This window comes from Enterobacter cloacae complex sp. IR53030, from assembly GCF_049238365.1.
GTDB lineage: Bacteria > Pseudomonadota > Gammaproteobacteria > Enterobacterales > Enterobacteriaceae > Enterobacter > Enterobacter kobei.
Map to the genome: position 1 here is coordinate 101,181 of NZ_JBMKHA010000018.1, position 22,651 is coordinate 123,831.

Sequence of the window (22,651 nt, forward strand, 5' to 3'; positions counted from 1 at the left end):
TAATTCTATGTCTGCTAAAATGACTGGTCTGGTAAAATGGTTCAACGCTGATAAAGGTTTCGGCTTCATCACTCCTGACGATGGCTCAAAAGACGTGTTCGTACACTTCTCTGCTATCCAGAACGATGGCTACAAATCTCTGGACGAAGGTCAGAAAGTGTCCTTCACCATCGAAAGCGGCGCTAAAGGCCCAGCAGCTGGTAACGTTGTAAGCCTGTAAGCTTCCAACCCAGTAGCACAAAATTCAAAAACCCGCCTTCTGGCGGGTTTTTTCGTTTCTACTGTTGGATCTGCGGGTTAACGCAGTTTTTATCCACTTTTCCACTCAGCGCGGCAATCAGGTTGTCCACTGCGGTAGCCGCCATGTTGTAGCGTGTCTCGTGCGTGGCAGAGCCGATGTGGGGCAGGGCGACGACGTTTGGCATTTTCAGCAGTGGAGAATCCACCGGCAGTGGCTCCTGCTCAAACACGTCCAGACCGGCGGCGTGGATCTGGCCATTTTGCAGGGCTTCAATGAGCGCCTGCTCATCCACCACCGGGCCACGACCCGCGTTGATGAAAATGGCGGATTTCTTCATTTTTTCAAATGCGGATTTGCCAATCAGGTGACGTGTTTCATCCGTCAACGGCAGGATCAGGCAGACAAAATCGGCTTCCTGCAACAGCGTATCCAGCTCACAGTAACGCGCGTTAAAACGTTCTTCCGCTTCACCGTGGTGACGGCGCGCGTTGTACAGTATCGGCATGTTGAAACCAAAATGCGCGCGCTGTGCCAGCGCCAGCCCGATACGTCCCATACCCACGATGCCCAGCGTTTTGCCGTGAACATCCACGCCGAACCAGTCCGGGCCAATGCTTTTTGTCCATTCGCCTGCTTTAACGCGCTCGGCCACTTCAACCACGCGACGGGCGGTGCTGAGCACCAGCGCCATCAGCGTGTCGGCCACGGTTTCCGTCAGGGCATGCGGCGTGTGCATCAGCAGGATTTTGCGGGCGCTCAGGGCATCCACGTCGAAGTTGTCATAACCTACTGAAACAGTTGAAGTAGCACGAAGCTTCGGCATTTTCTCCAGCAGGGCGATGTCCACTTTCTCGCTTGAACCCAGCAGGCCTTCGGCGCTGGCGAACGCATCGGCATGCTGTGCCACGGTCTCCGGACTCAGGTTTTTCACCTGCGTGACGGTGAAGTGCTCTTCCAGGCGTTTCTGCAGATCTTCCGGCAGTGCTTTATACAAAATGACGGACGGCTTCATGCTAATCTCCGTTGATTTTTAAGGATTCAGGCGTGGCGTGCGCCGACGGGGTGCTGTTGATTATTAGCAGGCTTAACAATCAGAGTAAGCCACACGGAGGCAAAAAGCGCCACCCCCATAAAGATGTACGATGCGGATGGGCTGCCGGTGGCTCCGTTCAGGTAACCAACAAACCAGGAGCCGCAGAACGAACCCAGCGCGCCCATGCTGTTAATTAATGCCATGGCACCGCCCGCCACGTTACGCGGCAGCATCTCCGGGATGATGGCAAAGAATGGACCGTACGGGGCGTACATGGCGGCACCGGCAATGACCAACAGGGTATAAGAGGCCCAGAAGTGATTCGCGCCCACGGCCCAGGAGCCGATGAAGGCAAAAGCAGCAATCAGCAGCAGCGGCCAGACGAACACCTTACGGTTTTGCAGCTTATCCGACGCCCAGGAGGCGACGATCATGGCGATGGTCGCAGCCAGATACGGTACGGACGAGAGCCAGCCCACTTCAACCATGCCGAGATTCTCACCGCCGCTGCGGATGATCGACGGCAGCCACAGCACAAAACCGTACACGCCGATACTCCAGGTAAAATACTGCGCGCAGAGCAGGATCACGTTACGGGAGCGGAAGGCTTCACCGTAGTTACGTACCGCCTTCAGACCCTGCTGCTCTTTATCCAGCTGCGCCTGGAGCGCCGCTTTTTCATCTTCGGAAAGCCATTTCGCCTGGGCAGGTTTATCTTTCACCAGCACCCACCAGCAGAAGGCCCAAATCACTGCCGGAACCCCTTCGATGATGAACATCTCGCGCCAGCCGAAGGACTGGATCAGGTAGCCGGAGACCACCGACATCCACAGTACGGTGACCGGGTTACCGAGGATCAGGAAAGTATTCGCGCGTGAGCGTTCAGATTTGGTAAACCAGTTGCTGATGTAAATCAGCATCGCGGGCATGACCGCCGCCTCAACGACGCCAAGGATAAAGCGAATGGCGGCCAGGGCAGGAATATTGTTCACCACGCCGGTAAGTGACGCACAGGCGCCCCACAGGATCAGACAGATGAAGATCAGCTTACGCACGCTGCGGCGTTCGGCGTAAATAGCACCGGGGATCTGGAAGAAGAAATACCCCAGGAAGAAGAGGGCGCCCAACAGGGATGAGACGCCCTTAGTGATCCCGAGGTCTTCGGTGATCCCCGCCGCGGATGCGAAACTGAAGTTGGCACGATCAAGGTACGCCAGGCTGTACGTGATAAACACGATTGGCATGATGTACCACCAGCGTTTTACTGCATTGGTCGAACTGTTCATAGGCTTGCCTCTGTTGTTGAGGTTGTTACCGCCGTTGCCTGTAGGGTACACGGTGGTTTAATTATTGGGTGCGGCCTGTGGCCCTCACCCTGGCCCTCTCCCACGGGGAGAGGGAATTTACATGCCGAGCTGTGCTCGTGTCGGTAATCCTTCGCTGTCGCCCTGCACCTGAATGGCCAGTGAGCCAATCTTGTTGCCTCGTGCAACCGCCTGCGGCAGCGGTTTGCCTTCCAGCAGCGCGCTAATGACGCCCACGGCAAAGCCATCGCCCGCGCCGACGGTGTCGACGACGTTCTCGACCTTCACCGCCGCGACCGCGCCTTGCTCGCCTTCGGCTGTTTTAAACCATGCGCCATCGGCGCCGGTTTTCAGCACCACCGCTTTTACCCCTTTATTCAGGTAGAAGTCAGCAATGCCTTCCAGTGTATTTTCGCCGGTCAGGATCATCCCTTCTTTCAGGCCCGGCAGAACCCAGTCCGCCCTGAATGCCAGCCGGTTAAGCTTCTCGATCATTTCCGCTTCGCTTTTCCACAGCACCGGGCGCAAATTTGGATCGAAAGAGATCGTTTTGCCCAGCGACTTCATGGTCGTTGCCGCATGATCCAGCAGCGAATACGAGCTGGCAGAGAGCGCCGCCGCCACGCCGCTCAGGTGCAAATGGCGCGCGGAGGCAAAATAATCGGCGTGGTAATCTTCTACGGAGAGATGGCTGGCGGCCGACCCTTTACGGAAATACTCCACGATGGGATCGGTTCCATTTTCAACTTTAGACTTAAGCTGAAAGCCGGTGGGGAAGCGTCCGTCGAGCGTAACGCCTGCGGCATCAATCCCCTCTTTTTTCAGCGAATCGAGAACGAAGTGGCCAAAGCTGTCATCGCCCACGCGGCTGACCCAGCCGACGTTCAGGCCCAGACGCGCCAGGCCGGTTGCGACGTTCAGCTCTGCGCCCGCCACGCGTTTGATAAAGTGCTCTACCGCGCTCAGCTCGCCCGTTTCGGTGGCGACAAACATTGCCATGGCTTCGCCAATCGTGATGACATCCAGCGTCTTGTGCATGATTTACTCCTCGCGCAGCAGGTTGACGTAATGGCGGGTAACGGCGGTTAAATCCGCCCCTTCCAGCGGGAACTCGATACCGCGCGGGGCATCGGCAGGCAGCTGGCCAAGCAGATCCAGCCAGCGGGAATCGGCACCATCCGGCGCGACGGCGCGAAAGTTATCTTTATGCGGAACGGCGGCTTTAACGTGGATATAGCTCACGGCAGGCGCCAGATGACGCGCGGCCTCTTCCGGGGAGTCACCGACCCACAGCCAGTTGCCCATGTCAAAGGTCAACGTGACGGGAAGCGCCCTTTCGCGACAGGCGGCCTGAAAACGTTGCATCGGTGCAAGCTGGCCGCAGTCGGTCTGATCGTTTTCCACAACCAGCGCTATACCGCTGGTATTGAGCAGATTACGTAAGGCATCGAGAGGCTGCGTGTCGCTAAAATGGCCCAGGGAAACCTTCAGCCACAGCGCGTTCAGGATGCTGGCTTCTGAGAGATACCGCGGCAGGTCCGGGTTGAGGGTGCCATCGGGCATAAACAGGGCGGCAGGTGCTGAGTAACACGCCAGCAGGCCCAGAAGCTCAATGGACTCACCGAGCGCAGGCAGCGCCAGTAACTCTTCGCTATTGAACAGCTCGCGGCGGATCTCCACGCCGTCGGCGCCTGCACCCGCAATAACGGGAAGCATCGCCCGCTGACCGCCCGCCTGTCGCACCTGCTCCGCGCCATACGCGGCGGTGACCACCATGATTTTCCTGCCCATCTTCGGACTCCATCGCAACATATCAATACTATTACGCTAGATGGAACCGGTTCCAAAGAAAAGCTCAGGATGTCGAATTTATGATCGCTATCACAAGGGGATATTAACGTGCGGTGGAGCCGCGGACGATCAGCTCGCCGGAGAAGACCTGCTCGCGTACGGCCTCACTGGTGCCTTCAATACGACGAACCACTTGTTCTACAGCAGCATAGCCAATCTGCCAGGTGGGCTGTTTGAGGGTGGTAATGCCGACGCCAGCCAGCTCCGCCCACTCCAGTTCATCAAACCCCAGCAGACCGATATCGCTGCCCCAGTGCAGGCCAATACGCTTGAGTGAGCGGGCAACCTGCAGGGTTAGTGCCCCGTTGGCGGAGATAACGGCTTTGCGCATCCCGCGATGGCGCGTGTGGAACTGGCGCAGGGTGTTGTCGAGCTGCCCGGCTTCGTGAAGCGGCGTTTCGGCATTTTCGGCGATCACGCCGGGATAACGCGCCAGCGTGGCACGAAATGCAGCCAGCCGTTCGCGTCGGGTATTTACCATGCCCAGCGGTTCGCTCAGAAAGAGAATCGCCTCGAAACCTTGTTCAATCAGATGTTCGGTCGCGGTCGTGGCGGCCTGGGTGTTATCCAGCCCGACCACATCGCAGGCGAATTCCGGGATTTTACGGTCGATGAGGACCATGGGCAGGGAGGATTGCTGCAGACGGTTCAGCCCCTCTTCACGCATGCCCACCGCGTTGACCACAATCCCTTCCACCTGGTAGCTGCGCAGCAGATCGAGATAGTGCAACTCCTGGTCGACCTCGTTGTTGGTATTACAGACCAGAGGCGTAAAACCTTTTTCGCGGCAGGCGGCTTCGATACCGCTGAGCACGTTTACAGAGTAGGGGTTAGTGATATCCGCGATGATAAGTCCGATAAGGCGGGTGCGGCCACGTTTGAGCCCGCGGGCCATCAGGCTGGGGCGGTAGTCGAGATCGGCAATAGCCTGTTCAATACGCGCCAGCAATGCATCGGACAATAGATGTTTCTCGCCGTTAAGGTAGCGCGAAATGCTGGTTTTACCGGTTCTGGCGGCTTTCGCCACGTCGCTGATGGTGGCCCGGGCTGGTTTGCTCATCGCTGATTTCCCTGAATTTAGTGAGAATACCTTAACGGGAAAATCGGACGAATCAAGTAATTTGCCCGGTGGCGCTGCGCTTACCTGGGGTGCGGTCTGGTGCCCTCACCCCAACCCTCTCCCACGGGAGAGGGAGAAATGCGATTACTGAATTGGACTCAACGTAATCTCTACGCGACGGTTCTGCGCTTTACCTTCCGCCGTGCTGTTGCTGGCGATAGGGTTGGCAGGGCCCATGCCGCTGGTGCGGATGCGGTTCGCTTCCACACCCTGGGCGATCAGCGAGCTGGCAACGGAATCCGCGCGCTGCTGTGACAGACGCATGTTCAGATCCTGGCTGCCGGTGCTGTCGGTGTAGCCAATCACGTTCACGGCGGTCTTGTTGTACTCTTTCAGCACCATCGCCACGCCGGTCAGCGTGTTCGCACCCGCTGGTTTCAGCGTTGCGCTGCTGCTATCAAAGGTCACGTTGTTCGGCATGTTCAGAATGATGTTATCGCCGCTGCGCGTCACGCTTACGCCGGTTCCCTTCATTTTGTCACGCAGTTTTGCTTCCTGCACATCCATGTAATAACCGACGCCGCCGCCCAGTGCTGCCCCCGCCGCTGCGCCAATCAGCGCGCCTTTACCGCGGTCTTTCTTGGAGGAGGAGAGTGCCCCAACGCCTGCACCTACCAGTGAGCCGATACCTGCGCCGATGCCGGATTTACCCGCTTCGCGCTCACCGGTGTAAGGGTTGGTTGTGCAGCCAGAAACAGCCAGTGCACCGCTCACCAGAGCGGCAATAACGAGTACGCGTTTTTTCATCTTCTTTCCTTAATCCTTTTTATTCTTTGCCACGGCGTGCGTGGCAGTTGATTATGACGTCCAGATACGGAGAAAATTCCGGGTATAACTCTGAAATTTGTGACAAACCATAAACGGCCTCAGCAAGAAGGCCGTAAAACCTGCACGCAACCAGGAGCGCACGCTTGAGCACCTCAACGAAAACCATTCTGACCGCCGCCCACTGGGGGCCGATGCTGGTCGAAACCGATGGCGAAAATGTTTTGTCGTCCCGCGGGGCACTGCCAACACAACATCCCAACTCTTTACAGACCGTCGTTCGCGATCAGGTGCATAGCAAAACGCGCGTGCGCTGGCCGATGGTGCGTAAAGGTTTTCTGGCTTCGCCGGACAAACCGCAGGGTATTCGCGGCCAGGATGAGTTTGTTCGCGTGAGCTGGGATGACGCGCTGGCGTTGATCCACGCCCAGCATAAGCGCATCCGCGAACGTTACGGCCCATCGTCCATTTTTGCCGGATCTTACGGCTGGCGTTCAAACGGCGTGCTGCATAAGGCGTCGACGCTGCTGCAGCGTTACATGAGTCTGGCGGGCGGTTATACAGGACATCTGGGAGATTATTCCACTGGCGCTGCGCAGGCGATCATGCCGTACGTGGTCGGCGGCAACGAAGTTTACCAGCAGCAGACCAGTTGGCCGCTGGTGCTGGCGCATACCGATGTGGTGGTGCTCTGGAGTGCCAACCCGCTTAACACGTTGAAAATTGCCTGGAATGCCAGTGACGAGCAGGGCATTGGCTATTTCGACGCGCTGCGCAAAAGCGGCAAGCGCATCATCTGCATTGACCCGATGCGCTCTGAAACCATGGATTTCTTCGGCGACAGAGCCGAGTGGATTGCGCCGCATATGGGCACCGACGTGGCAATGATGCTGGGTATCGCCCATACGCTGCTGGAGAACGACTGGCACGACAGTGACTTCCTCACCCGCTGCACCTCCGGCTTTGACCAATTTGCCGACTATCTCACGGGGCAATCCGACGGGGTGGCTAAAACCGCAGAATGGGCGGCAGGAATTTGTGGTGTTTCTGCTGACAAAATTCGCGAACTGGCCGCGTTATTCCATGACAACACCACGATGTTAATGTCCGGCTGGGGGATGCAGCGCCAGCAGTTTGGCGAGCAGAAGCACTGGATGCTGGTCACGCTTGCCGCCATGCTCGGGCAGATCGGTACGCCGGGCGGCGGTTTTGGTCTCTCCTATCATTTTGCCAACGGCGGAAACCCAACGCGCAAAGCGGCGGTGCTGGCTTCTCTGCAAGGTTCGGTGGCAGGCGGCGTGGATGCCGTGGATAAAATCCCGGTGGCGCGAATCATTGAAGCCCTGGAAAACCCGGGCGGTTTTTATCAGCACAACGGTCTGGACCGCCATTTCCCGGATATTAAATTTATCTGGTGGGCGGGCGGGGCGAACTTCACGCACCATCAGGATACCAATCGCCTGATCCGCGCCTGGCAAAAGCCGGAGCTGGTGGTGATTTCCGAGTGCTTCTGGACCGCTTCGGCCAAACATGCGGATATTGTGCTGCCGGCGACCACGTCGTTTGAGCGTAACGATCTCACCATGACCGGCGATTACAGCAACCAGCATATGGTACCGATGAAGCGCGTTGTGGCGCCGCGCGATGAAGCACGTGATGATTTTGACGTGTTTGCTGAACTGAGCGAGCGGTGGGAAGCGGGCGGTCGCGAACGTTTTACCGAAGGGAAAACGGATCTGCAATGGCTGGAGACGTTTTACCAGATCGCCGGGCAGCGCGGTGCGGCGCAGGGCGTAACGCTGCCGCCATTTTCTGCGTTCTGGGAAGCGAACCAGTTGATCGAAATGCCGGAAAGCGAACAGAACGCGCAGTTCGTCCGTTTCGCTGATTTCCGCCGCGACCCGGAGAACCATCCGCTGAAAACCGAGAGCGGCAAGATTGTGATCTACAGCGAGCGCATCGCCAGCTTTGGCTATACCGATTGCCCGCCACACCCTTCCTGGCTGGAGCCAGACGAGTGGCACGGCAACGCCCAGCCGGAGCAGCTGCAGGTGTTATCTGCTCATCCCGCACATCGTCTGCACAGCCAGCTTAACTACTCCTCACTGCGCGAGCAGTATGCGGTCGCCGGGCGAGAGCCGATCACGCTGAATACCCATGACGCTAAAGCCCGCGGGATTGCGGACGGCGATGTGGTGCGCGTCTGGAATCATCGTGGTCAGGTGCTGGCAGGGGCGGTGGTCAGCGACGGGATTAAACCGGGCGTGATCTGTATTCACCAGGGCGCATGGCCCGATCTTGAGCCTGCCGAGGGGGGGATCTGTAAAAACGGGGCGGTTAACGTGCTGACCAAAGATCTCCCCAGCTCGAAGCTGGGGAACGGTTGTGCAGGGAATACGGCGCTGGCCTGGGTCGAGAAATACCAGGGGCCTGAGCTTACCTTAACGGCGTTTGATCCGCCTGCCAGCTCATAATCCAGGTCGGGTGCTGGGTATCGTCCTGCCAGGCGCTGTCTTCGATGCGAAAGCCCTGTGCATGATAGAAATTCACCGCCCGGACGTTTTTCTGATAGACCTCCAGGCTTAAATGCGGGAAGCGCTGTTGAACATGGTTCAGCAGCGCGCCTCCAATACCTTGCCCGATATACGTTGGCCTGACGAACAGCGCCCCCACAAACTGCGACTTTATAATGCTAATAAAACCACGCAGCGTACCGTCCTCTTCCCACACCCAGGTTTCCGCTGCAGGGAGGTAGACCTCCCGCACCATGGCTTCGTTCTCCTTCCAGTAGCTTGCGCTGATGAACGGGTGCGCTTCGGTGGTGCTTTCAAGCCACAGGCTCAGGAGCGGATCGGCATTGTCACTTTGCCACTTGCGGATCATGTTGCCTCCCCGGATGACAGAAGCAGCCGGTAACATGGTCATTGACCAGGCCACAGGCCTGCATAAAGGCGTAGCAGATGGTGGAGCCGACAAACTTAAAGCCGCGCTTTTTGAGGGCCTTAGAGAGCGCGTCCGACTCCGGCGTGGAGGCCGGGATCTCCGCCAGCGAGGTGGCCTGAGTGAGCTGCGGCGTGTTATTCACAAACGACCAGACAAACGCAGAGAAGGGCTCGCCGTTTTGCTCCATCGCCAGGTAAGCGCGGGCATTGCCGATGATGGCCTGGATCTTACCGCGATGGCGGATGATGCCAGCATCCTGCACCAGGCGTTCTACGTCTTCATCGGTCATGGCGGCGACGGCGACGGGGTCGAACTGGTGAAAGGCGTTGCGGTAGTTTTCACGTTTCTTCAGTACCGTAATCCATGACAATCCCGCCTGCTGTCCCTCAAGGCAGATCATCTCAAAGAGTTTTCTGCCCTCCGTCTCCGGCACGCCCCATTCCCGATCGTGATAGTCGATATAAAGCTGATCCTGGCTTACCCAACCGCAACGTTCCATCCGTTATCTCCCTTACTGATGCTGATTTCGCAAAATTTTCATTCCGTCTGTCTTGACGTGCCTGGTATAAAGACAATAGTTAATACAGGGCTATATGCCCGCTAAACGCTTCCTGAATAACGACAAATATCGCCGAACTCGGCTCTCTCTGGGGTCGCTTTGATGATGATAAAAAAAATCAGTGGTCGCCATGCTGTTTCTGGCCTGGTGGGGATTTCAGCCTGCCTGTTGTTTTGTCATACAGCGTCTGCCTGGCAACAGGAATATATCGTTTCAGACGCCCAAAATAATACGGCGGAACGCTATACATGGGACGCGGATCACCAACCGCGTTATGAAGATATTCTTGCTGAGCGTATTCAGTCTTCGCAAAATTTGCCTGGGCTTGCCCTGGCTGTTCCCTCAGGTGCCACCACGGACGCGGCGATGAGCCTGGGATGGAATTTTCCGGTTTCAGCGCGGATCACCACCGGTCCGGTGATGTCCTGGCGGTATGACGGTTCGACGCCGATGATGATCAATGAGTTTGGCGATAGCGCGACGACGCAGACGCTCGCCGATCCGCTCTGGCATGCCAGCGTGAGCACGCTAGGCTGGCGCGTAAATACTCAGTACGGCGATCTTCGTCCCTGGGCGCAGGTGAGCTATAACCAGCAGTTTGGTGAAAACCAGTGGAAATCGCAGTTTGGCATGCCGCAAACGCCGGCTCCTGCTCAAAACGGTAGCTGGATGGATGTCACTGTTGGAACGGATATGCCTTTTAATACCCACATGGCGGCGTATGCGTCGCTGGCTCAGGGGGAACGCACCACGACCGGTGAAGAGTTTCTCTATACCCTGGGGGTGAGTGCGAATTTTTAATGTTGTTACCTTTTTAAACGTAGCGATAACATCTCGAAAACAATAATCACAGGCTTTACAGCGATAGCAGGTACTAACCTGCTGTCGCTTTGTTCCCCGGCAAGGTCATTCATTCCCGATTCCAGGCATTTCATTCCGTTCCTCCTGCATTTCATGCCGTTTTACCCCATCACCGCTAGGGTTTTGTTTATCGTTGTCCTCAGCGAAATCTTCTAATTTCTGTTGCAGGACAACGGCCATGAACACATCAACTTATAACCGTACGCGCTGGCTCACGCTCTTTGGCACCATCGTCACCCAGTTCGCGCTGGGATCGGTCTATACCTGGAGTCTGTTTAACAGTGCGCTTTCCGACAAACTTGGCGCACCGGTCAGCCAGGTGGCGTTTTCTTTTGGTCTGCTGAGTCTTGCGCTGGCGATCTCGTCTTCCGTCGCGGGCAAGCTGCAGGAGCGTTTTGGCGTGAAGCGCGTGACCATGGCGTCCGGCATTTTGCTCGGTCTGGGCTTCTTCCTGACGGCGCATTCCAGCAACCTGATGATGCTGTGGCTGAGTGCTGGCGTCCTGGTGGGCCTGGCAGACGGTGCGGGCTATCTGCTGACGCTGTCGAACTGCGTGAAGTGGTTCCCGGAGCGTAAGGGGTTAATCTCCGCCTTTGCCATTGGTTCTTATGGCCTGGGCAGCCTCGGCTTTAAGTTTATTGATGCCCATCTGCTGGCGTCCGTTGGCCTCGAAAAGACCTTCATGATCTGGGGTGCCATCGTGCTGGTGATGATTCTGTTCGGTGCCACGCTGATGAAAGATGCCCCGCAGCAGGAAGTGAAATCCGTTAACGGCGTGGTGGAGAACGACTTTACGCTGGCGCAGTCCATGCGCAAACCGCAGTACTGGATGCTGGCGGTGATGTTCCTGACGGCCTGCATGAGTGGTCTGTACGTCATTGGCGTGGCGAAAGATATCGCCCAGGGAATGGTGAAACTGGATGCGGCAACCGCGGCGAATGCGGTGACGGTTATTTCCATCGCTAACCTGTCTGGTCGCCTGGTGCTGGGGATCTTGTCCGACAAGATTGCCCGTATCCGCGTCATTACGATAGGGCAGGTGGTCTCTCTGGTGGGGATGGCGGCGTTACTGTTCGCCCCGCTGAATGAAGCGACATTCTTTGCAGCAATTGCCTGCGTGGCCTTTAACTTTGGCGGCACCATTACCGTCTTCCCGTCGCTGGTAAGCGAGTTCTTTGGGCTGAATAACCTGGCGAAAAACTACGGGGTTATCTATCTCGGCTTTGGGATCGGCAGTATCTGCGGCTCGCTGATTGCCTCGCTGTTCGGCGGGTTCTACGTGACCTTCTGCGTGATATTTGCTTTGCTGATTATTTCGCTGGCACTGTCCACGACGATTCGTCAGCCGCAGCGTGAAGTCTATAAAGAAGCGCATGCCTGATTTAATGAAGAGAGGCCGCAGGGCCTCTTTTTTATCTCTGCATTGCCTTCGGACTTGTTATTTTGTAAAAATCTTCATCGATCACATTCTCTGCTGCCACTTTTCTTTCCCGCTGTGGTCTACTTATCGCGCTTGTGGACCTTTCTGATAACGGTTTCTCTCGCACCAACTTACTCTGTCTGCTTTCTCGATGAGATTCGGCGGGTCTTTATACCCCTTCCCCCAGGGTTGTTTGCATGAAATATATTAGGTCTCTTACCCAGCAACGATTGTGTCTGATGCTGGCTGTCTATATCGGTTTGTTTCTGAATGGCGCGGTGCTGTTCAGAAGAGTGGAAGGTTATTTTGAACACCTCACCGTAAGAAATGGAATTTTTGCCGCGATTGAAGTGTTTGGTTCCGTTCTGGCAACCTTCTTCCTGTTACGCCTGCTCTCACTTTTTGGCCGACGTACCTGGCAAATTCTGGCCTCGCTGGTGGTGATTATCTCTGCCGCCGCAAGCTATTACATGACGTTCATGAACGTCGTCATCGGGTACGGTATCGTGGCGTCGGTGATGACCACGGATATCGATCTTTCAAAAGAGGTGGTCGGTAAAGGCTTTATCGTCTGGACGGTGTTAACCTGCCTGATCCCGCTCTTCTTTATCTGGAGTAATACCTGCCGCTATACCTTATTACGCCAGTTGCGTACGCGCGGGCAGCGGGTACGCAATATCGTTGTCGTTTTGCTGGCCGGACTGCTGGTATGGGCGCCTATTCGCTTAATTGAAAAACAGCAAAAACGAATTGAAAAAGCGACGGGCGTTGATATGCCAAGCTACGGTGGTGTAGTGGCTAACTCGTATCTGCCGTCTAACTGGCTCTCGGCATTAGGTCTTTATGCCTGGGCACAGGCGGACGAATCGAGTGATGTGAAATCGCTGATTAACCCGACAAAAAAATTCACCTATCAGGCACCTGCTGACGGACTGGATGATACTTACGTCGTGTTTGTTATCGGTGAAACAACACGCTGGGATCATATGGGTATTCTCGGTTACGACCGTGATACCACACCAAAACTGGCTCAGGAAAAGAACCTGGTGGCCTATCGCGGCTACTCTTGCGATACCGCGACGAAGCTCTCATTGCGCTGTATGTTTGTGCGTGAAGGCGGTGCGAGTGATAACCCACAACGCACGCTGAAAGAGCAAAACGTGTTTGCCGTGCTGAAGCAGCTTGGATTTAGCTCTGACCTGTTCGCGATGCAAAGTGAGATGTGGTTCTACACCAATACGCTGGCGGATAACATCGCGTACCGTGAGCAGATTGGCGCCGAGCCCCGCAACCGCGGTAAAAACGTCGACGATATGCTGCTCCTTGAGGAGATGTCTGAGTCTCTGAAGAATCATCCGCAGGGCAAACATCTCGTCATTCTGCATACAAAAGGGTCACATTACAGCTATTACCAACGTTACACGCGCGACTTTGCAAAGTGGCAACCTGAGTGCGTCGGTATTAATAAAGACTGCAGCAAGCAGGAACTGATCAATGCCTACGATAACTCGGTACTGTATGTTGATACCTTCCTGAGCCGCGTGATTGACCAGCTGCGAGACAAGAAAGCGATTGTTATCTATGCGGCAGATCACGGTGAATCCATCAATGAGAAAGAGCATTTGCACGGTACACCGCGCAAGCTGGCACCGCCGGAGCAGTTCCGCGTGCCGATGATTATGTGGATGTCGGATAAGTATCTGGAAAACCCTGACAAAGCCGCAATGTTTGCTCATCTGAAAAAAGAGGCGGAGATGAAGGTGCCACGTCGCCACGTTGAACTGTACGACACCATTATGGGTTGTCTCGGCTATACCTCACCAAATGGTGGAATTAACGAAAACAACAACTGGTGTAAACTCCCTGATAGCACCGCAAAAGCCGCGCAGTAACTGCTCTGGCGAGAATATCGCCAGTTGAATGGCTTTTTGAAAATAAGGGATTGACGGGGGCGCACCTCAGCAGTAAGATGCGCTCCGCATTCGGCGAGTAGCGCAGCTTGGTAGCGCAACTGGTTTGGGACCAGTGGGTCGGAGGTTCGAATCCTCTCTCGCCGACCACATTCTGAAAAGGGCTAACCGCAAGGTTAGCCCTTTTTGCATTATGACCTTAGCCCGCCAGAGTCACCAAAACGCCCCTTATCCTGGCTTCTCCCTGCCTGTTAACGATTTTGTGACATAATCCATTGTATTTTTTTATATATAGATTGATCTTTTTTCGCGTTGCTTATGGATAACCTCAGCATTTTTCGCTGTGCGTTTTAACGTTCGCGGTATTTAGTGCTCAGATAATCACCATTCTGCAAGAAAATTTACCCATTCTGAATAAAAGTTAATCACTGATTGTTGCGAAATATGAAGATATTTGTGCTGCAAGATGGCGAGTAGCATAAATTTCCCTGCTGAAAACTGGCATACATAGTTTTTTTAATCTTTGTTTGCGGTTTCTCACACTCCACGTAAATCCCCGTCACCTGTATTGACGTTTTCACATTCTGTTGACAGATTGTAGGGCATGAGGGGCATTTCAGGGACGATCTGCGCTGCAACTCAAACGCTCTTCTGAAAGGATTCTCCATCCCTTTACTGCCTTCGGGCACCACCGACCGGACCGGGTAAAAAATAAATAAAGGTCTGGCGGCGTAACACAACAAAGCAAAACATCACATTGGAGCAGAATAATGAGTATTTCCTTGAAGAAGTCAGGGATGCTGAAGCTTGGTCTGAGCCTGGTGGCTATGACCGTGGCAGCAAGCGTACAGGCAAAAACCCTGGTTTACTGTTCTGAAGGCTCGCCGGAAGGCTTTAACCCACAGCTCTTTACCTCTGGCACGACGTACGACGCAAGCTCTGTACCGATCTATAACCGTCTGGTTGAATTCAAAACCGGCACCACCGAAGTGATTCCGGGTCTGGCTGAGAAGTGGGACGTCAGCGAAGACGGTAAGACCTATACCTTCCACCTGCGTCAGGGCGTGAAGTGGCAGGACAGCAAAGAATTTAAACCAACGCGTGACTTTAACGCCGACGACGTTGTGTTCTCCTTCGACCGTCAGAAAAATGCCCAGAACCCGTACCACAAAGTGTCGGGCGGCAGCTATGAGTACTTCGAAGGGATGGGTCTGCCTGACCTGATCTCAGAAGTGAAAAAAGTGGACGATAAAACCGTGCAGTTCGTGCTGACGCGTCCGGAAGCGCCATTCCTGGCTGACCTGGCCATGGACTTCGCCTCTATTCTCTCTAAAGAGTATGCGGACAACATGCTGAAAGCCGGCACGCCTGAGAAAGTGGACCTGAACCCAATCGGTACCGGCCCGTTCCAGCTGCTGCAGTACCAGAAAGACTCCCGTATTCTGTATAAAGCCTTCCCGGGCTACTGGGGCACCAAGCCGCAGATCGACCGTCTGGTCTTCTCCATCACGCCTGATGCGTCCGTGCGTTATGCAAAACTGCAGAAAAACGAATGCCAGGTGATGCCATACCCGAACCCGGCTGACATCGCGCGCATGAAGCAGGATAAGAACATTAACCTGCTGGAACAGGCGGGCCTGAACGTGGGCTACCTCTCCTTCAACACCGAGAAGAAACCGTTTGATGACGTGAAAGTGCGTCAGGCGCTGACCTACGCGGTGAACAAAGAAGCGATCATCAAAGCCGTTTACCAGGGCGCAGGCGTTGCAGCCAAGAACCTGATCCCACCAACTATGTGGGGCTATAACGATGACGTTAAAGACTACAGCTACGATCCTGAGAAAGCGAAAGCGCTGCTGAAAGAAGCGGGCCAGGATAAAGGCTTCACCGTTGAGCTGTGGGCGATGCCGGTACAGCGTCCGTACAACCCGAACGCACGCCGTATGGCGGAAATGGTTCAGGCTGACTGGGCGAAAGTTGGCGTACAGGCCAAGATCGTGACCTACGAGTGGGGCGAGTACCTGAAGCGCGCCAAAGCGGGTGAGCACCAGGCGGTGATGATGGGCTGGACCGGTGACAACGGGGATCCGGACAACTTCTTCGCTACCCTGTTCAGCTGCGCGGCGGCGAAAGACGGTTCTAACTACTCTCGCTGGTGCTACAAGCCGTTTGAAGACCTGATCCAGCCGGCGCGTGCGACCGACGATCACAACAAACGTATTGAGCTGTACAAGCAAGCGCAGGTTGTTATGCACGATCAGGCTCCGGCGCTGATTGTTGCTCACTCCACCGTGTATGAGCCAGTGCGTAAAGAAGTGAAGGGCTATGTGGTTGATCCACTGGGCAAACACCACTTCGAAAACGTATCGGTTGAATAATTAAAAGCAACGCCAGGCGGCGTTGCGCTTGCACTGGCCTACGGTATGTAGGCCGGGTAAGCGTAGCGCCACCCGGCAGCAGTGCTTTATTTCCTCTCTGAAAGGAGAGGGGATAAGATTTGTGAGCAATACAGACGTCACGCCACTGGTCGTGCGTCATCAGAGAGAATCCGGGTTATGTTGCAGTTCATCCTCCGACGTCTGGGACTTGTTATCCCGACGTTTATCGGTATCACCCTTCTCACTTTTGCCTTCGTCCATATGATCCCCGGCGACCCGGTAATGATTATGGCGGGCGAGCGTGGTATCTCCCCTGAACGTCATGCGCAGCTTCTGGCTGAACTCGGCCTCGATAAGCCGATGTGGCAGCAGTACCTCCATTATATCTGGGGCGTGTTGCACGGTGACTTAGGGATTTCGCTGAAAAGCCGTCTTCCGGTGTGGGACGAGTTCGTGCCGCGTTTTAAAGCGACACTGGAGCTTGGCGTCTGCGCCATGATTTTCGCCACTGCGGTGGGTATTCCAGTTGGGGTACTGGCTGCCGTTAAACGTGGCTCAATTTTCGACCACACCGCTGTTGGCCTGGCGCTGACCGGCTACTCCATGCCTATCTTCTGGTGGGGCATGATGCTGATTATGCTGGTTTCGGTGCAGCTTAACCTGACGCCCGTCTCCGGGCGCGTCAGCGATATGGTTTTCCTCGACGACACCAATCCGTTGACCGGCTTTATGCTGATTGATACGGCTATATGGGGTGAAGAGGGTAACTTCATCGATGCCGTCGCGCATATGATCCTGCCAGCCATGGTGCTGGGCACCATCCCTCTGGCGGTGATTGTGCGTATGACCCGTTCCTCCATGCTGGAAGTGCTGGGCGAAGATTACATCCGTACCGCACGCGCCAAAGGGTTAACCCGTATGCGCGTCATCATCGTACATGCGCTGCGTAACGCCATGCTGCCGGTGGTGACCGTTATTGGTCTTCAGGTGGGTACGCTGCTGGCAGGGGCTATCCTGACCGAAACCATCTTCTCCTGGCCTGGCCTCGGACGCTGGCTGATTGATGCGCTGCAACGCCGTGACTATCCGGTCGTGCAGGGCGGGGTGCTGCTGGTCGCGACGATGATTATCCTCGTCAACCTGCTGGTCGATTTGCTGTACGGCGTGGTGAACCCGCGTATTCGTCATAAGAAGTAAGGGGCCATCATGTCACACGTTTCTGAAAACAAAGTGGTTGCTGCACCGGTTCCAATGACACCGCTGCAGGAGTTCTGGCACTACTTCAAGCGCAATAAAGGTGCGGTAGTAGGGCTGGTATATGTCGCAATCATGATCCTGATTGCGGTGTTTGCGAACTTCCTCGCACCTTATAACCCTGCGGATCAGTTCCGCGATGCGCTGCTTGCACCTCCTGCGTGGCAGGATGGCGGTAGCCTGGCGCACCTGCTGGGTACCGATGATGTAGGCCGCGATGTGCTTTCGCGTCTGATGTACGGCGCGCGTCTGTCGCTGCTGGTTGGCTGCCTGGTGGTGGTGCTGTCCCTGATTATGGGGATTGTGCTTGGTCTGGTGGCGGGTTACTTCGGCGGCATCGTCGATAACATCATTATGCGTGTTGTCGACATCATGCTGGCGCTGCCAAGCCTGCTGCTGGCGCTGGTGCTGGTGGCGATCTTCGGTCCGTCTATCGGTAACGCCGCGCTGGCGTTGACCTTCGTGGCGCTTCCTCACTACGTGCGTTTAACCCGTGCGGCGGTGCTGGTGGAAGTGAACCGCGACTACGTCACCGCGTCTCGCGTGGCGGGGGCGGGGGCGATGCGCCAGATGTTCGTCAATATCTTCCCGAACTGCCTTGCGCCGCTGATTGTTCAGGCGTCGCTCGGTTTCTCAAACGCCATTCTTGATATGGCCGCTCTTGGCTTCCTGGGCATGGGTGCGCAGCCGCCAACACCGGAGTGGGGCACGATGCTCTCCGACGTGTTGCAGTTCGCACAAAGCGCCTGGTGGGTTGTCACCTTCCCGGGTCTGGCAATCCTGCTGACGGTGCTGGCATTTAACCTGATGGGTGATGGCCTGCGTGATGCGCTTGATCCCAAACTGAAGCAGTAAGAGGCACGAGATGGCGTTATTAAATGTAGATCAATTATCGGTGCACTTCGGAGACGTTGGCACTGAGTTTCGCGCCGTGGACCGCATCAGCTACAGCGTAAATCAGGGCGAAGTGGTGGGTATTGTCGGGGAATCCGGTTCCGGTAAGTCGGTGAGCTCACTGGCGATTATGGGGCTTATCGATTATCCCGGCCGCGTGATGGCGGAAAACCTGCAATTCAATGGTCAGGATCTGAAGCGCATTTCCGAAAAACAGCGCCGCCAGCTGGTGGGCGCGGAAGTGGCGATGATTTTCCAGGACCCAATGACCAGCCTGAACCCGTGCTACACCGTCGGCTTCCAGATTATGGAAGCCATTAAGGTGCATCAGGGCGGTAACAAGAAAACACGTCGGCAAAGGGCGATCGACCTTCTGAATCAGGTGGGTATTCCTGACCCGGCATCGCGTCTGGACGTCTATCCGCACCAGCTCTCTGGCGGGATGAGCCAGCGCGTGATGATCGCGATGGCGATTGCCTGTCGGCCAAAACTGCTGATTGCGGATGAACCGACGACGGCGCTGGACGTGACCATTCAGGCGCAAATCATCGAACTGCTGCTGGAGTTGCAGCAGCAGGAAAATATGGCGCTGGTCCTGATTACGCATGACCTGGCGCTGGTGGCCGAAGCGGCGCACAAAATCATCGTGATGTATGCAGGCCAGGTCGTCGAGACCGGAAGTTCGCACGATATCTTCCGCGCACCGCGTCACCCTTATACGCAGGCTCTGCTGCGTGCGCTGCCGGAGTTTGCCCAGGATAAAGCGCGCCTGGCGTCACTGCCGGGTGTGGTGCCGGGTAAATATGACCGTCCGCAGGGCTGTCTGCTTAACCCGCGCTGTCCGTATGCGACGGACAAATGCCGGGCGGAAGAGCCAGAGCTGAACCAGCTTGCTGACGGCCGTCAGTCGAAATGCCACTACCCACTCGATGATGCCGGGAGGCCAACACTATGAGTACGCAACAGGCCACCACGCAACAACCGCTGTTGCAGGCCATCGATCTGAAAAAACACTACCCGGTGAAGAAGGGGATTTTTGCCCCTGAGCGCCTGGTGAAAGCGCTGGACGGCGTCTCCTTTACCCTCGAACGCGGCAAAACGCTGGCGGTAGTTGGGGAGTCGGGCTGTGGTAAATCTACGCTGGGCCGTCTGTTGACGATGATTGAAGTCCCGACCGGCGGTGAACTTTATTATCAGGGGCAGGATCTGCTCAAACACGATCCTCAGGCGCAGAAGTTGCGTCGCCAGAAAATCCAGATTGTATTCCAGAACCCGTACGGTTCTCTGAACCCGCGTAAAAAAGTGGGACAGATTCTGGAAGAGCCGCTGCTCATTAACAGTAATCTGAGCAAAGAGCAGCGCCGCGAAAAAGCGCTGGCGATGATGGCGAAGGTCGGCCTGAAAACCGAGCATTATGACCGCTACCCGCATATGTTCTCCGGCGGCCAGCGTCAGCGTATTGCCATCGCCCGCGGCCTGATGCTCGACCCGGACGTGGTGATTGCCGATGAGCCCGTCTCCGCGCTCGACGTTTCCGTGCGTGCGCAGGTGCTGAACCTGATGATGGATCTCCAGCAGGAACTGGGACTCTCTTACGTGTTCATCTCCCACGATCTGTCGGTTGTCGAACACATTGCGGATGAAGTGATGGTGATGTACCTGGGGCGCTGCGTGGAGAAGGGGAGCAAAGACCAGATCTTTACTAACCCGCGTCACCCGTATACCCAGGCCCTGCTGTCTGCGACGCCGCGTCTCAACCCGGACGATCGCCGTGAGCGTATTAAGCTGACGGGTGAGTTGCCAAGCCCGCTGAATCCGCCTCCTGGGTGTGCATTTAACGCCCGCTGCAGTCGCCGCTTTGGTCCCTGCACGCAGCTGCAGCCGCAGCTGAAGGATTATGGCGGTCAACTGGTCGCCTGTTTCGCGGTCGATCAGGATGAAAATGGCGAGAAGCCACATGCATAAAGAAAAAAACCGGCGTTAAGCCGGTTTTTTTATGTCTGCGCAATTATTTCCGCAAGCGAATCTGGTCGACTGCGTGCTTTTCGCTCTTGGTGAGGATCAGACTTGCGCGTTCACGCGTCGGCAGGATGTTCTCTTTCAGGTTCACGTAGTTGATCTCATTCCACAGCCCCGTCGCCACCTTAATGGCCTCTTCTTTTGACAGCTGCGCATAGTTATGGAAGTAAGAGTCAGGATCGGTGAATGCGCCTTCCCGGAACTTCAGGAAGCGGTTGATGTACCAGCTCTGGAGAAGATCTTCCGGCGCATCAACATATATAGAGAAATCGACGAAGTCTGAAACGAACACATGATGTGGGTCATGAGGATAATCCATTCCGCTCTGCAGGACGTTTAACCCTTCCAGGATCAGGATATCCGGCTGGACCACCGTTTTATCCCCATCCGGGATACGATCGTAGATCAGGTGTGAATAGACCGGTGCCGTGACGTGAGGCACCCCGGATTTCAGGTCAGAGACAAATTTCACCAGACGGTGCATATCATAAGAGAGCGGGAAGCCCTTCTTCTTCATTAGCCCGCGTTCTTTTAATACTTCGTTCGGGTGCAGGAAGCCGTCGGTGGTAATTAACTCAACGCTGCGGTGTTCAGGCCAGCGGCTCAACAGCGCCTGCAATACGCGCGCAGTGGTGCTTTTACCCACGGCCACGCTGCCCGCAATGCTGATGATATAAGGAATGCGCTGACCGTTCGTTCCGAGGAACTGCTCCAGTACCGCCTGACGGCGCAGGTTGGAGCTGATATAGAAGTTAAGCAAGCGAGAAAGGGGGAGATAAATTTCTGCCACCTCTTCCAGGGACAGATCTTCGTTTATCCCTTTTAACCGTGCGATTTCACCTTCCGTCAGCGTCATAGGGACGGAATCACGCAGGGCAGCCCACTGGCTGCGGTTAAAGTGAAGATAAGGCGTCATTAACGTTTGCTCTTTTTTGCTCATAAGCATGCTTCAGTGAGCCAGCTCAATACTGCCGGATCGTGGCTCATCACACAGTTAATTTTGGACAATGGGCAGGAGGTTAACACCAGATGGCAGGAATAATAAGAAAAAAGATGGAAAGCGCTACGTTACGCGGAAGCCGTCACGCTACGGTGTATCCCGTGCAAACGACCCTTGCATGTTGATTATTTGACCGCGAATGACTACTTTTACAGCGCTTAGTATGCTGTTCGCATAAAATGTGAGCGAAAGAACGTTTTATGCAAATTTTTAGTTGCATGACCGCGCAGGTATCCATAGAATGCGCGCTACTTGATGCCGACTTAGCTCAGTAGGTAGAGCAACTGACTTGTAATCAGTAGGTCACCAGTTCGATTCCGGTAGTCGGCACCATCAAGTCCGGTGGGGTTCCCGAGCGGCCAAAGGGAGCAGACTGTAAATCTGCCGTCACAGACTTCGAAGGTTCGAATCCTTCCCCCACCACCACTTTCTGGCAGCGTAAATGCCGCCGGAGCTGGTTGGAAAAATTAGCCAGCTCAAACTGAAAAAGAGAGAAATCTCTTTTTTTGTTACAGAAAGAACTGGGTAGCCGAGTTTCAGGATGCGGGCATCGTATAATGGCTATTACCTCAGCCTTCCAAGCTGATGATGCGGGTTCGATTCCCGCTGCCCGCTCCAATACGTGCTGATATGGCTCAGTTGGTAGAGCGCACCCTTGGTAAGGGTGAGGTCCCCAGTTCGACTCTGGGTATCAGCACCACTTCACTTCTCCTTCCCGTTTCTCTCTGTTTCAATTTTACTGTATTCAACAATTCAGGCATTTCGCCTGGTTGATGTGGTGATATCACCGATTTATCCGTGTCTTAGAGGGACAATCGATGTCTAAAGAAAAGTTTGAACGTACAAAACCGCACGTTAACGTCGGTACTATCGGCCACGTTGACCATGGTAAAACAACGCTGACCGCTGCAATCACTACCGTTCTGGCTAAAACCTACGGTGGTTCTGCTCGTGCATTCGACCAGATCGATAACGCACCAGAAGAAAAAGCTCGTGGTATCACCATCAACACTTCTCACGTTGAATACGACACCCCGACTCGCCACTACGCACACGTAGACTGCCCGGGCCACGCCGACTATGTTAAAAACATGATCAC

General features: G+C 55.3%; 20 protein-coding genes and 5 tRNA genes. 16 read left to right on the forward strand and 9 right to left on the reverse strand.

The features are described from left to right. The first annotated feature begins 7 nt into the window (after positions 1-7). Complete coding sequence (gene cspE, locus ACOTXR_RS17890; protein ID WP_003860775.1) at positions 8-220, forward strand: transcription antiterminator/RNA stability regulator CspE; 213 nt, start codon at positions 8-10, stop codon at positions 218-220. 58 nt (positions 221-278) lie between these two features. On the opposite strand, the gene ghrB is transcribed toward cspE, so the two are convergent. From ghrB to ACOTXR_RS17920, 6 genes are all read right to left on the reverse strand, one after another. After that, on the reverse strand, positions 279-1,253 hold the full coding sequence (gene ghrB / locus ACOTXR_RS17895; protein ID WP_023336571.1) for a glyoxylate/hydroxypyruvate reductase GhrB: 975 nt from the start codon (positions 1,251-1,253) through the stop codon (positions 279-281). A 26-nt stretch (positions 1,254-1,279) separates the two neighbouring features. Further along, complete coding sequence (locus ACOTXR_RS17900; protein ID WP_023331751.1) at positions 1,280-2,560, reverse strand: MFS transporter; 1,281 nt, start codon at positions 2,558-2,560, stop codon at positions 1,280-1,282. Between the two features lie 117 nt (positions 2,561-2,677). Further along, entirely contained in the window at positions 2,678-3,616 is a 939-nt protein-coding gene (locus ACOTXR_RS17905) for a sugar kinase (RefSeq protein ID WP_058690623.1), read from the reverse strand. A gap of 3 nt (positions 3,617-3,619) precedes the next feature. Next, complete coding sequence (locus ACOTXR_RS17910; RefSeq protein ID WP_058690622.1) at positions 3,620-4,369, reverse strand: sugar phosphate isomerase/epimerase family protein; 750 nt, start codon at positions 4,367-4,369, stop codon at positions 3,620-3,622. Between the two features lie 103 nt (positions 4,370-4,472). Then, a complete protein-coding gene (locus ACOTXR_RS17915; protein WP_058690621.1) occupies positions 4,473-5,489 on the reverse strand; it encodes a LacI family DNA-binding transcriptional regulator in 1,017 nt (338 codons plus the stop codon). A gap of 144 nt (positions 5,490-5,633) precedes the next feature. Continuing rightward, complete coding sequence (locus ACOTXR_RS17920; RefSeq protein ID WP_010426241.1) at positions 5,634-6,296, reverse strand: OmpA family lipoprotein; 663 nt, start codon at positions 6,294-6,296, stop codon at positions 5,634-5,636. Positions 6,297-6,508: 212 nt separating this feature from the next. On the opposite strand from ACOTXR_RS17920, the gene ACOTXR_RS17925 reads away from it, so the two are divergent. After that, positions 6,509-8,788: a molybdopterin guanine dinucleotide-containing S/N-oxide reductase gene (locus ACOTXR_RS17925; protein ID WP_058690632.1), complete on the forward strand. Its 2,280-nt coding sequence runs from the start codon at positions 6,509-6,511 to the stop codon at positions 8,786-8,788. Here the strand turns inward: ACOTXR_RS17925 and ACOTXR_RS17930 are convergent. Both ACOTXR_RS17930 and tag read right to left on the reverse strand, forming a co-directional pair. After that, on the reverse strand, positions 8,751-9,197 hold the full coding sequence (locus ACOTXR_RS17930) for an N-acetyltransferase (RefSeq protein ID WP_032635359.1): 447 nt from the start codon (positions 9,195-9,197) through the stop codon (positions 8,751-8,753). The two genes, ACOTXR_RS17925 and ACOTXR_RS17930, sit on opposite strands and share 38 nt — an antisense overlap. Beyond that, positions 9,175-9,756, reverse strand: a complete 582-nt coding sequence (gene tag, locus ACOTXR_RS17935; protein WP_014882052.1) for a DNA-3-methyladenine glycosylase I — start codon at positions 9,754-9,756, stop codon at positions 9,175-9,177. The genes ACOTXR_RS17930 and tag overlap by 23 nt, the downstream gene beginning before the upstream one ends. Before the next feature lie 162 nt (positions 9,757-9,918). Here tag and ACOTXR_RS17940 point away from each other — a divergent pair, with 162 nt between their 5' ends. The 9 genes from ACOTXR_RS17940 (at position 9,919) to dppF (ending at position 20,498) form a co-directional block, all read left to right on the forward strand. Then, positions 9,919-10,617 carry an autotransporter domain-containing protein gene (locus ACOTXR_RS17940; protein ID WP_023331756.1) on the forward strand — a complete coding sequence of 233 codons (699 nt, stop codon included), beginning with the start codon at positions 9,919-9,921 and terminating at the stop codon, positions 10,615-10,617. A 238-nt stretch (positions 10,618-10,855) separates the two neighbouring features. After that, positions 10,856-12,058 (forward strand): L-lactate MFS transporter, encoded by a 1,203-nt coding sequence (locus ACOTXR_RS17945; RefSeq protein WP_058690618.1) that lies wholly within the window; start codon positions 10,856-10,858, stop codon positions 12,056-12,058. Positions 12,059-12,294: 236 nt separating this feature from the next. Further along, positions 12,295-13,989 (forward strand): kdo(2)-lipid A phosphoethanolamine 7''-transferase, encoded by a 1,695-nt coding sequence (eptB, locus tag ACOTXR_RS17950; protein ID WP_058690617.1) that lies wholly within the window; start codon positions 12,295-12,297, stop codon positions 13,987-13,989. 91 nt (positions 13,990-14,080) lie between these two features. Beyond that, positions 14,081-14,157: transfer RNA gene (locus tag ACOTXR_RS17955), tRNA-Pro, on the forward strand. Between the two features lie 620 nt (positions 14,158-14,777). After that, positions 14,778-16,385, forward strand: coding sequence for a dipeptide ABC transporter periplasmic-binding protein DppA (dppA, locus tag ACOTXR_RS17960; protein ID WP_014882056.1), 1,608 nt, complete (start codon positions 14,778-14,780; stop codon positions 16,383-16,385). 177 nt (positions 16,386-16,562) lie between these two features. Further along, positions 16,563-17,582 carry a dipeptide ABC transporter permease DppB gene (gene dppB / locus ACOTXR_RS17965; protein WP_014882057.1) on the forward strand — a complete coding sequence of 340 codons (1,020 nt, stop codon included), beginning with the start codon at positions 16,563-16,565 and terminating at the stop codon, positions 17,580-17,582. A gap of 9 nt (positions 17,583-17,591) precedes the next feature. Beyond that, positions 17,592-18,494, forward strand: a complete 903-nt coding sequence (dppC, locus tag ACOTXR_RS17970; RefSeq protein WP_014882058.1) for a dipeptide ABC transporter permease DppC — start codon at positions 17,592-17,594, stop codon at positions 18,492-18,494. A 10-nt stretch (positions 18,495-18,504) separates the two neighbouring features. After that, on the forward strand, positions 18,505-19,488 hold the full coding sequence (gene dppD, locus ACOTXR_RS17975; protein ID WP_032635363.1) for a dipeptide ABC transporter ATP-binding protein: 984 nt from the start codon (positions 18,505-18,507) through the stop codon (positions 19,486-19,488). Further along, on the forward strand, positions 19,485-20,498 hold the full coding sequence (dppF, locus tag ACOTXR_RS17980; RefSeq protein WP_023331759.1) for a dipeptide ABC transporter ATP-binding subunit DppF: 1,014 nt from the start codon (positions 19,485-19,487) through the stop codon (positions 20,496-20,498). The genes dppD and dppF overlap by 4 nt, the downstream gene beginning before the upstream one ends. A gap of 43 nt (positions 20,499-20,541) precedes the next feature. Here dppF and coaA read toward each other — a convergent pair whose 3' ends face one another. Next, complete coding sequence (coaA, locus tag ACOTXR_RS17985) at positions 20,542-21,492, reverse strand: type I pantothenate kinase (RefSeq protein WP_014882061.1); 951 nt, start codon at positions 21,490-21,492, stop codon at positions 20,542-20,544. Positions 21,493-21,809: 317 nt separating this feature from the next. Between coaA and ACOTXR_RS17990 the strand changes: the two genes are divergently transcribed. The 5 genes from ACOTXR_RS17990 to ACOTXR_RS18010 form a co-directional block, all read left to right on the forward strand. After that, positions 21,810-21,885: transfer RNA gene (locus tag ACOTXR_RS17990), tRNA-Thr, on the forward strand. Between the two features lie 8 nt (positions 21,886-21,893). Continuing rightward, positions 21,894-21,978: transfer RNA gene (locus ACOTXR_RS17995), tRNA-Tyr, on the forward strand. 117 nt (positions 21,979-22,095) lie between these two features. Beyond that, positions 22,096-22,170: transfer RNA gene (locus ACOTXR_RS18000), tRNA-Gly, on the forward strand. Between the two features lie 6 nt (positions 22,171-22,176). Then, positions 22,177-22,252 (forward strand) — tRNA-Thr (locus ACOTXR_RS18005). A gap of 118 nt (positions 22,253-22,370) precedes the next feature. Beyond that, positions 22,371-22,651 (forward strand): GTP-binding protein (locus ACOTXR_RS18010; RefSeq protein WP_040152346.1); only part of this gene is annotated, 281 nt, incomplete at its 3' end.

Excerpts from the sequence above, each read along its gene's own strand:
- cspE (WP_003860775.1), top strand. The coding sequence starts at position 8 with ATGTCTGCTAAAATGACTGGTCTGGTAAAATGGTTCAACGCTGATAAA.
- ghrB (WP_023336571.1), bottom strand. The coding sequence starts at position 1,253 with ATGAAGCCGTCCGTCATTTTGTATAAAGCACTGCCGGAAGATCTGCAG.
- ACOTXR_RS17900 (WP_023331751.1), bottom strand. The coding sequence starts at position 2,560 with ATGAACAGTTCGACCAATGCAGTAAAACGCTGGTGGTACATCATGCCA.
- ACOTXR_RS17905 (WP_058690623.1), bottom strand. The coding sequence starts at position 3,616 with ATGCACAAGACGCTGGATGTCATCACGATTGGCGAAGCCATGGCAATG.
- ACOTXR_RS17910 (WP_058690622.1), bottom strand. The coding sequence starts at position 4,369 with ATGGGCAGGAAAATCATGGTGGTCACCGCCGCGTATGGCGCGGAGCAG.
- ACOTXR_RS17915 (WP_058690621.1), bottom strand. The coding sequence starts at position 5,489 with ATGAGCAAACCAGCCCGGGCCACCATCAGCGACGTGGCGAAAGCCGCC.
- ACOTXR_RS17920 (WP_010426241.1), bottom strand. The coding sequence starts at position 6,296 with ATGAAAAAACGCGTACTCGTTATTGCCGCTCTGGTGAGCGGTGCACTG.
- ACOTXR_RS17925 (WP_058690632.1), top strand. The coding sequence starts at position 6,509 with ATGCTGGTCGAAACCGATGGCGAAAATGTTTTGTCGTCCCGCGGGGCA.
- ACOTXR_RS17930 (WP_032635359.1), bottom strand. The coding sequence starts at position 9,197 with ATGATCCGCAAGTGGCAAAGTGACAATGCCGATCCGCTCCTGAGCCTG.
- tag (WP_014882052.1), bottom strand. The coding sequence starts at position 9,756 with ATGGAACGTTGCGGTTGGGTAAGCCAGGATCAGCTTTATATCGACTAT.
- ACOTXR_RS17940 (WP_023331756.1), top strand. The coding sequence starts at position 9,919 with ATGATGATAAAAAAAATCAGTGGTCGCCATGCTGTTTCTGGCCTGGTG.
- ACOTXR_RS17945 (WP_058690618.1), top strand. The coding sequence starts at position 10,856 with ATGAACACATCAACTTATAACCGTACGCGCTGGCTCACGCTCTTTGGC.
- eptB (WP_058690617.1), top strand. The coding sequence starts at position 12,295 with ATGAAATATATTAGGTCTCTTACCCAGCAACGATTGTGTCTGATGCTG.
- dppA (WP_014882056.1), top strand. The coding sequence starts at position 14,778 with ATGAGTATTTCCTTGAAGAAGTCAGGGATGCTGAAGCTTGGTCTGAGC.
- dppB (WP_014882057.1), top strand. The coding sequence starts at position 16,563 with ATGTTGCAGTTCATCCTCCGACGTCTGGGACTTGTTATCCCGACGTTT.
- dppC (WP_014882058.1), top strand. The coding sequence starts at position 17,592 with ATGTCACACGTTTCTGAAAACAAAGTGGTTGCTGCACCGGTTCCAATG.
- dppD (WP_032635363.1), top strand. The coding sequence starts at position 18,505 with ATGGCGTTATTAAATGTAGATCAATTATCGGTGCACTTCGGAGACGTT.
- dppF (WP_023331759.1), top strand. The coding sequence starts at position 19,485 with ATGAGTACGCAACAGGCCACCACGCAACAACCGCTGTTGCAGGCCATC.
- coaA (WP_014882061.1), bottom strand. The coding sequence starts at position 21,492 with ATGAGCAAAAAAGAGCAAACGTTAATGACGCCTTATCTTCACTTTAAC.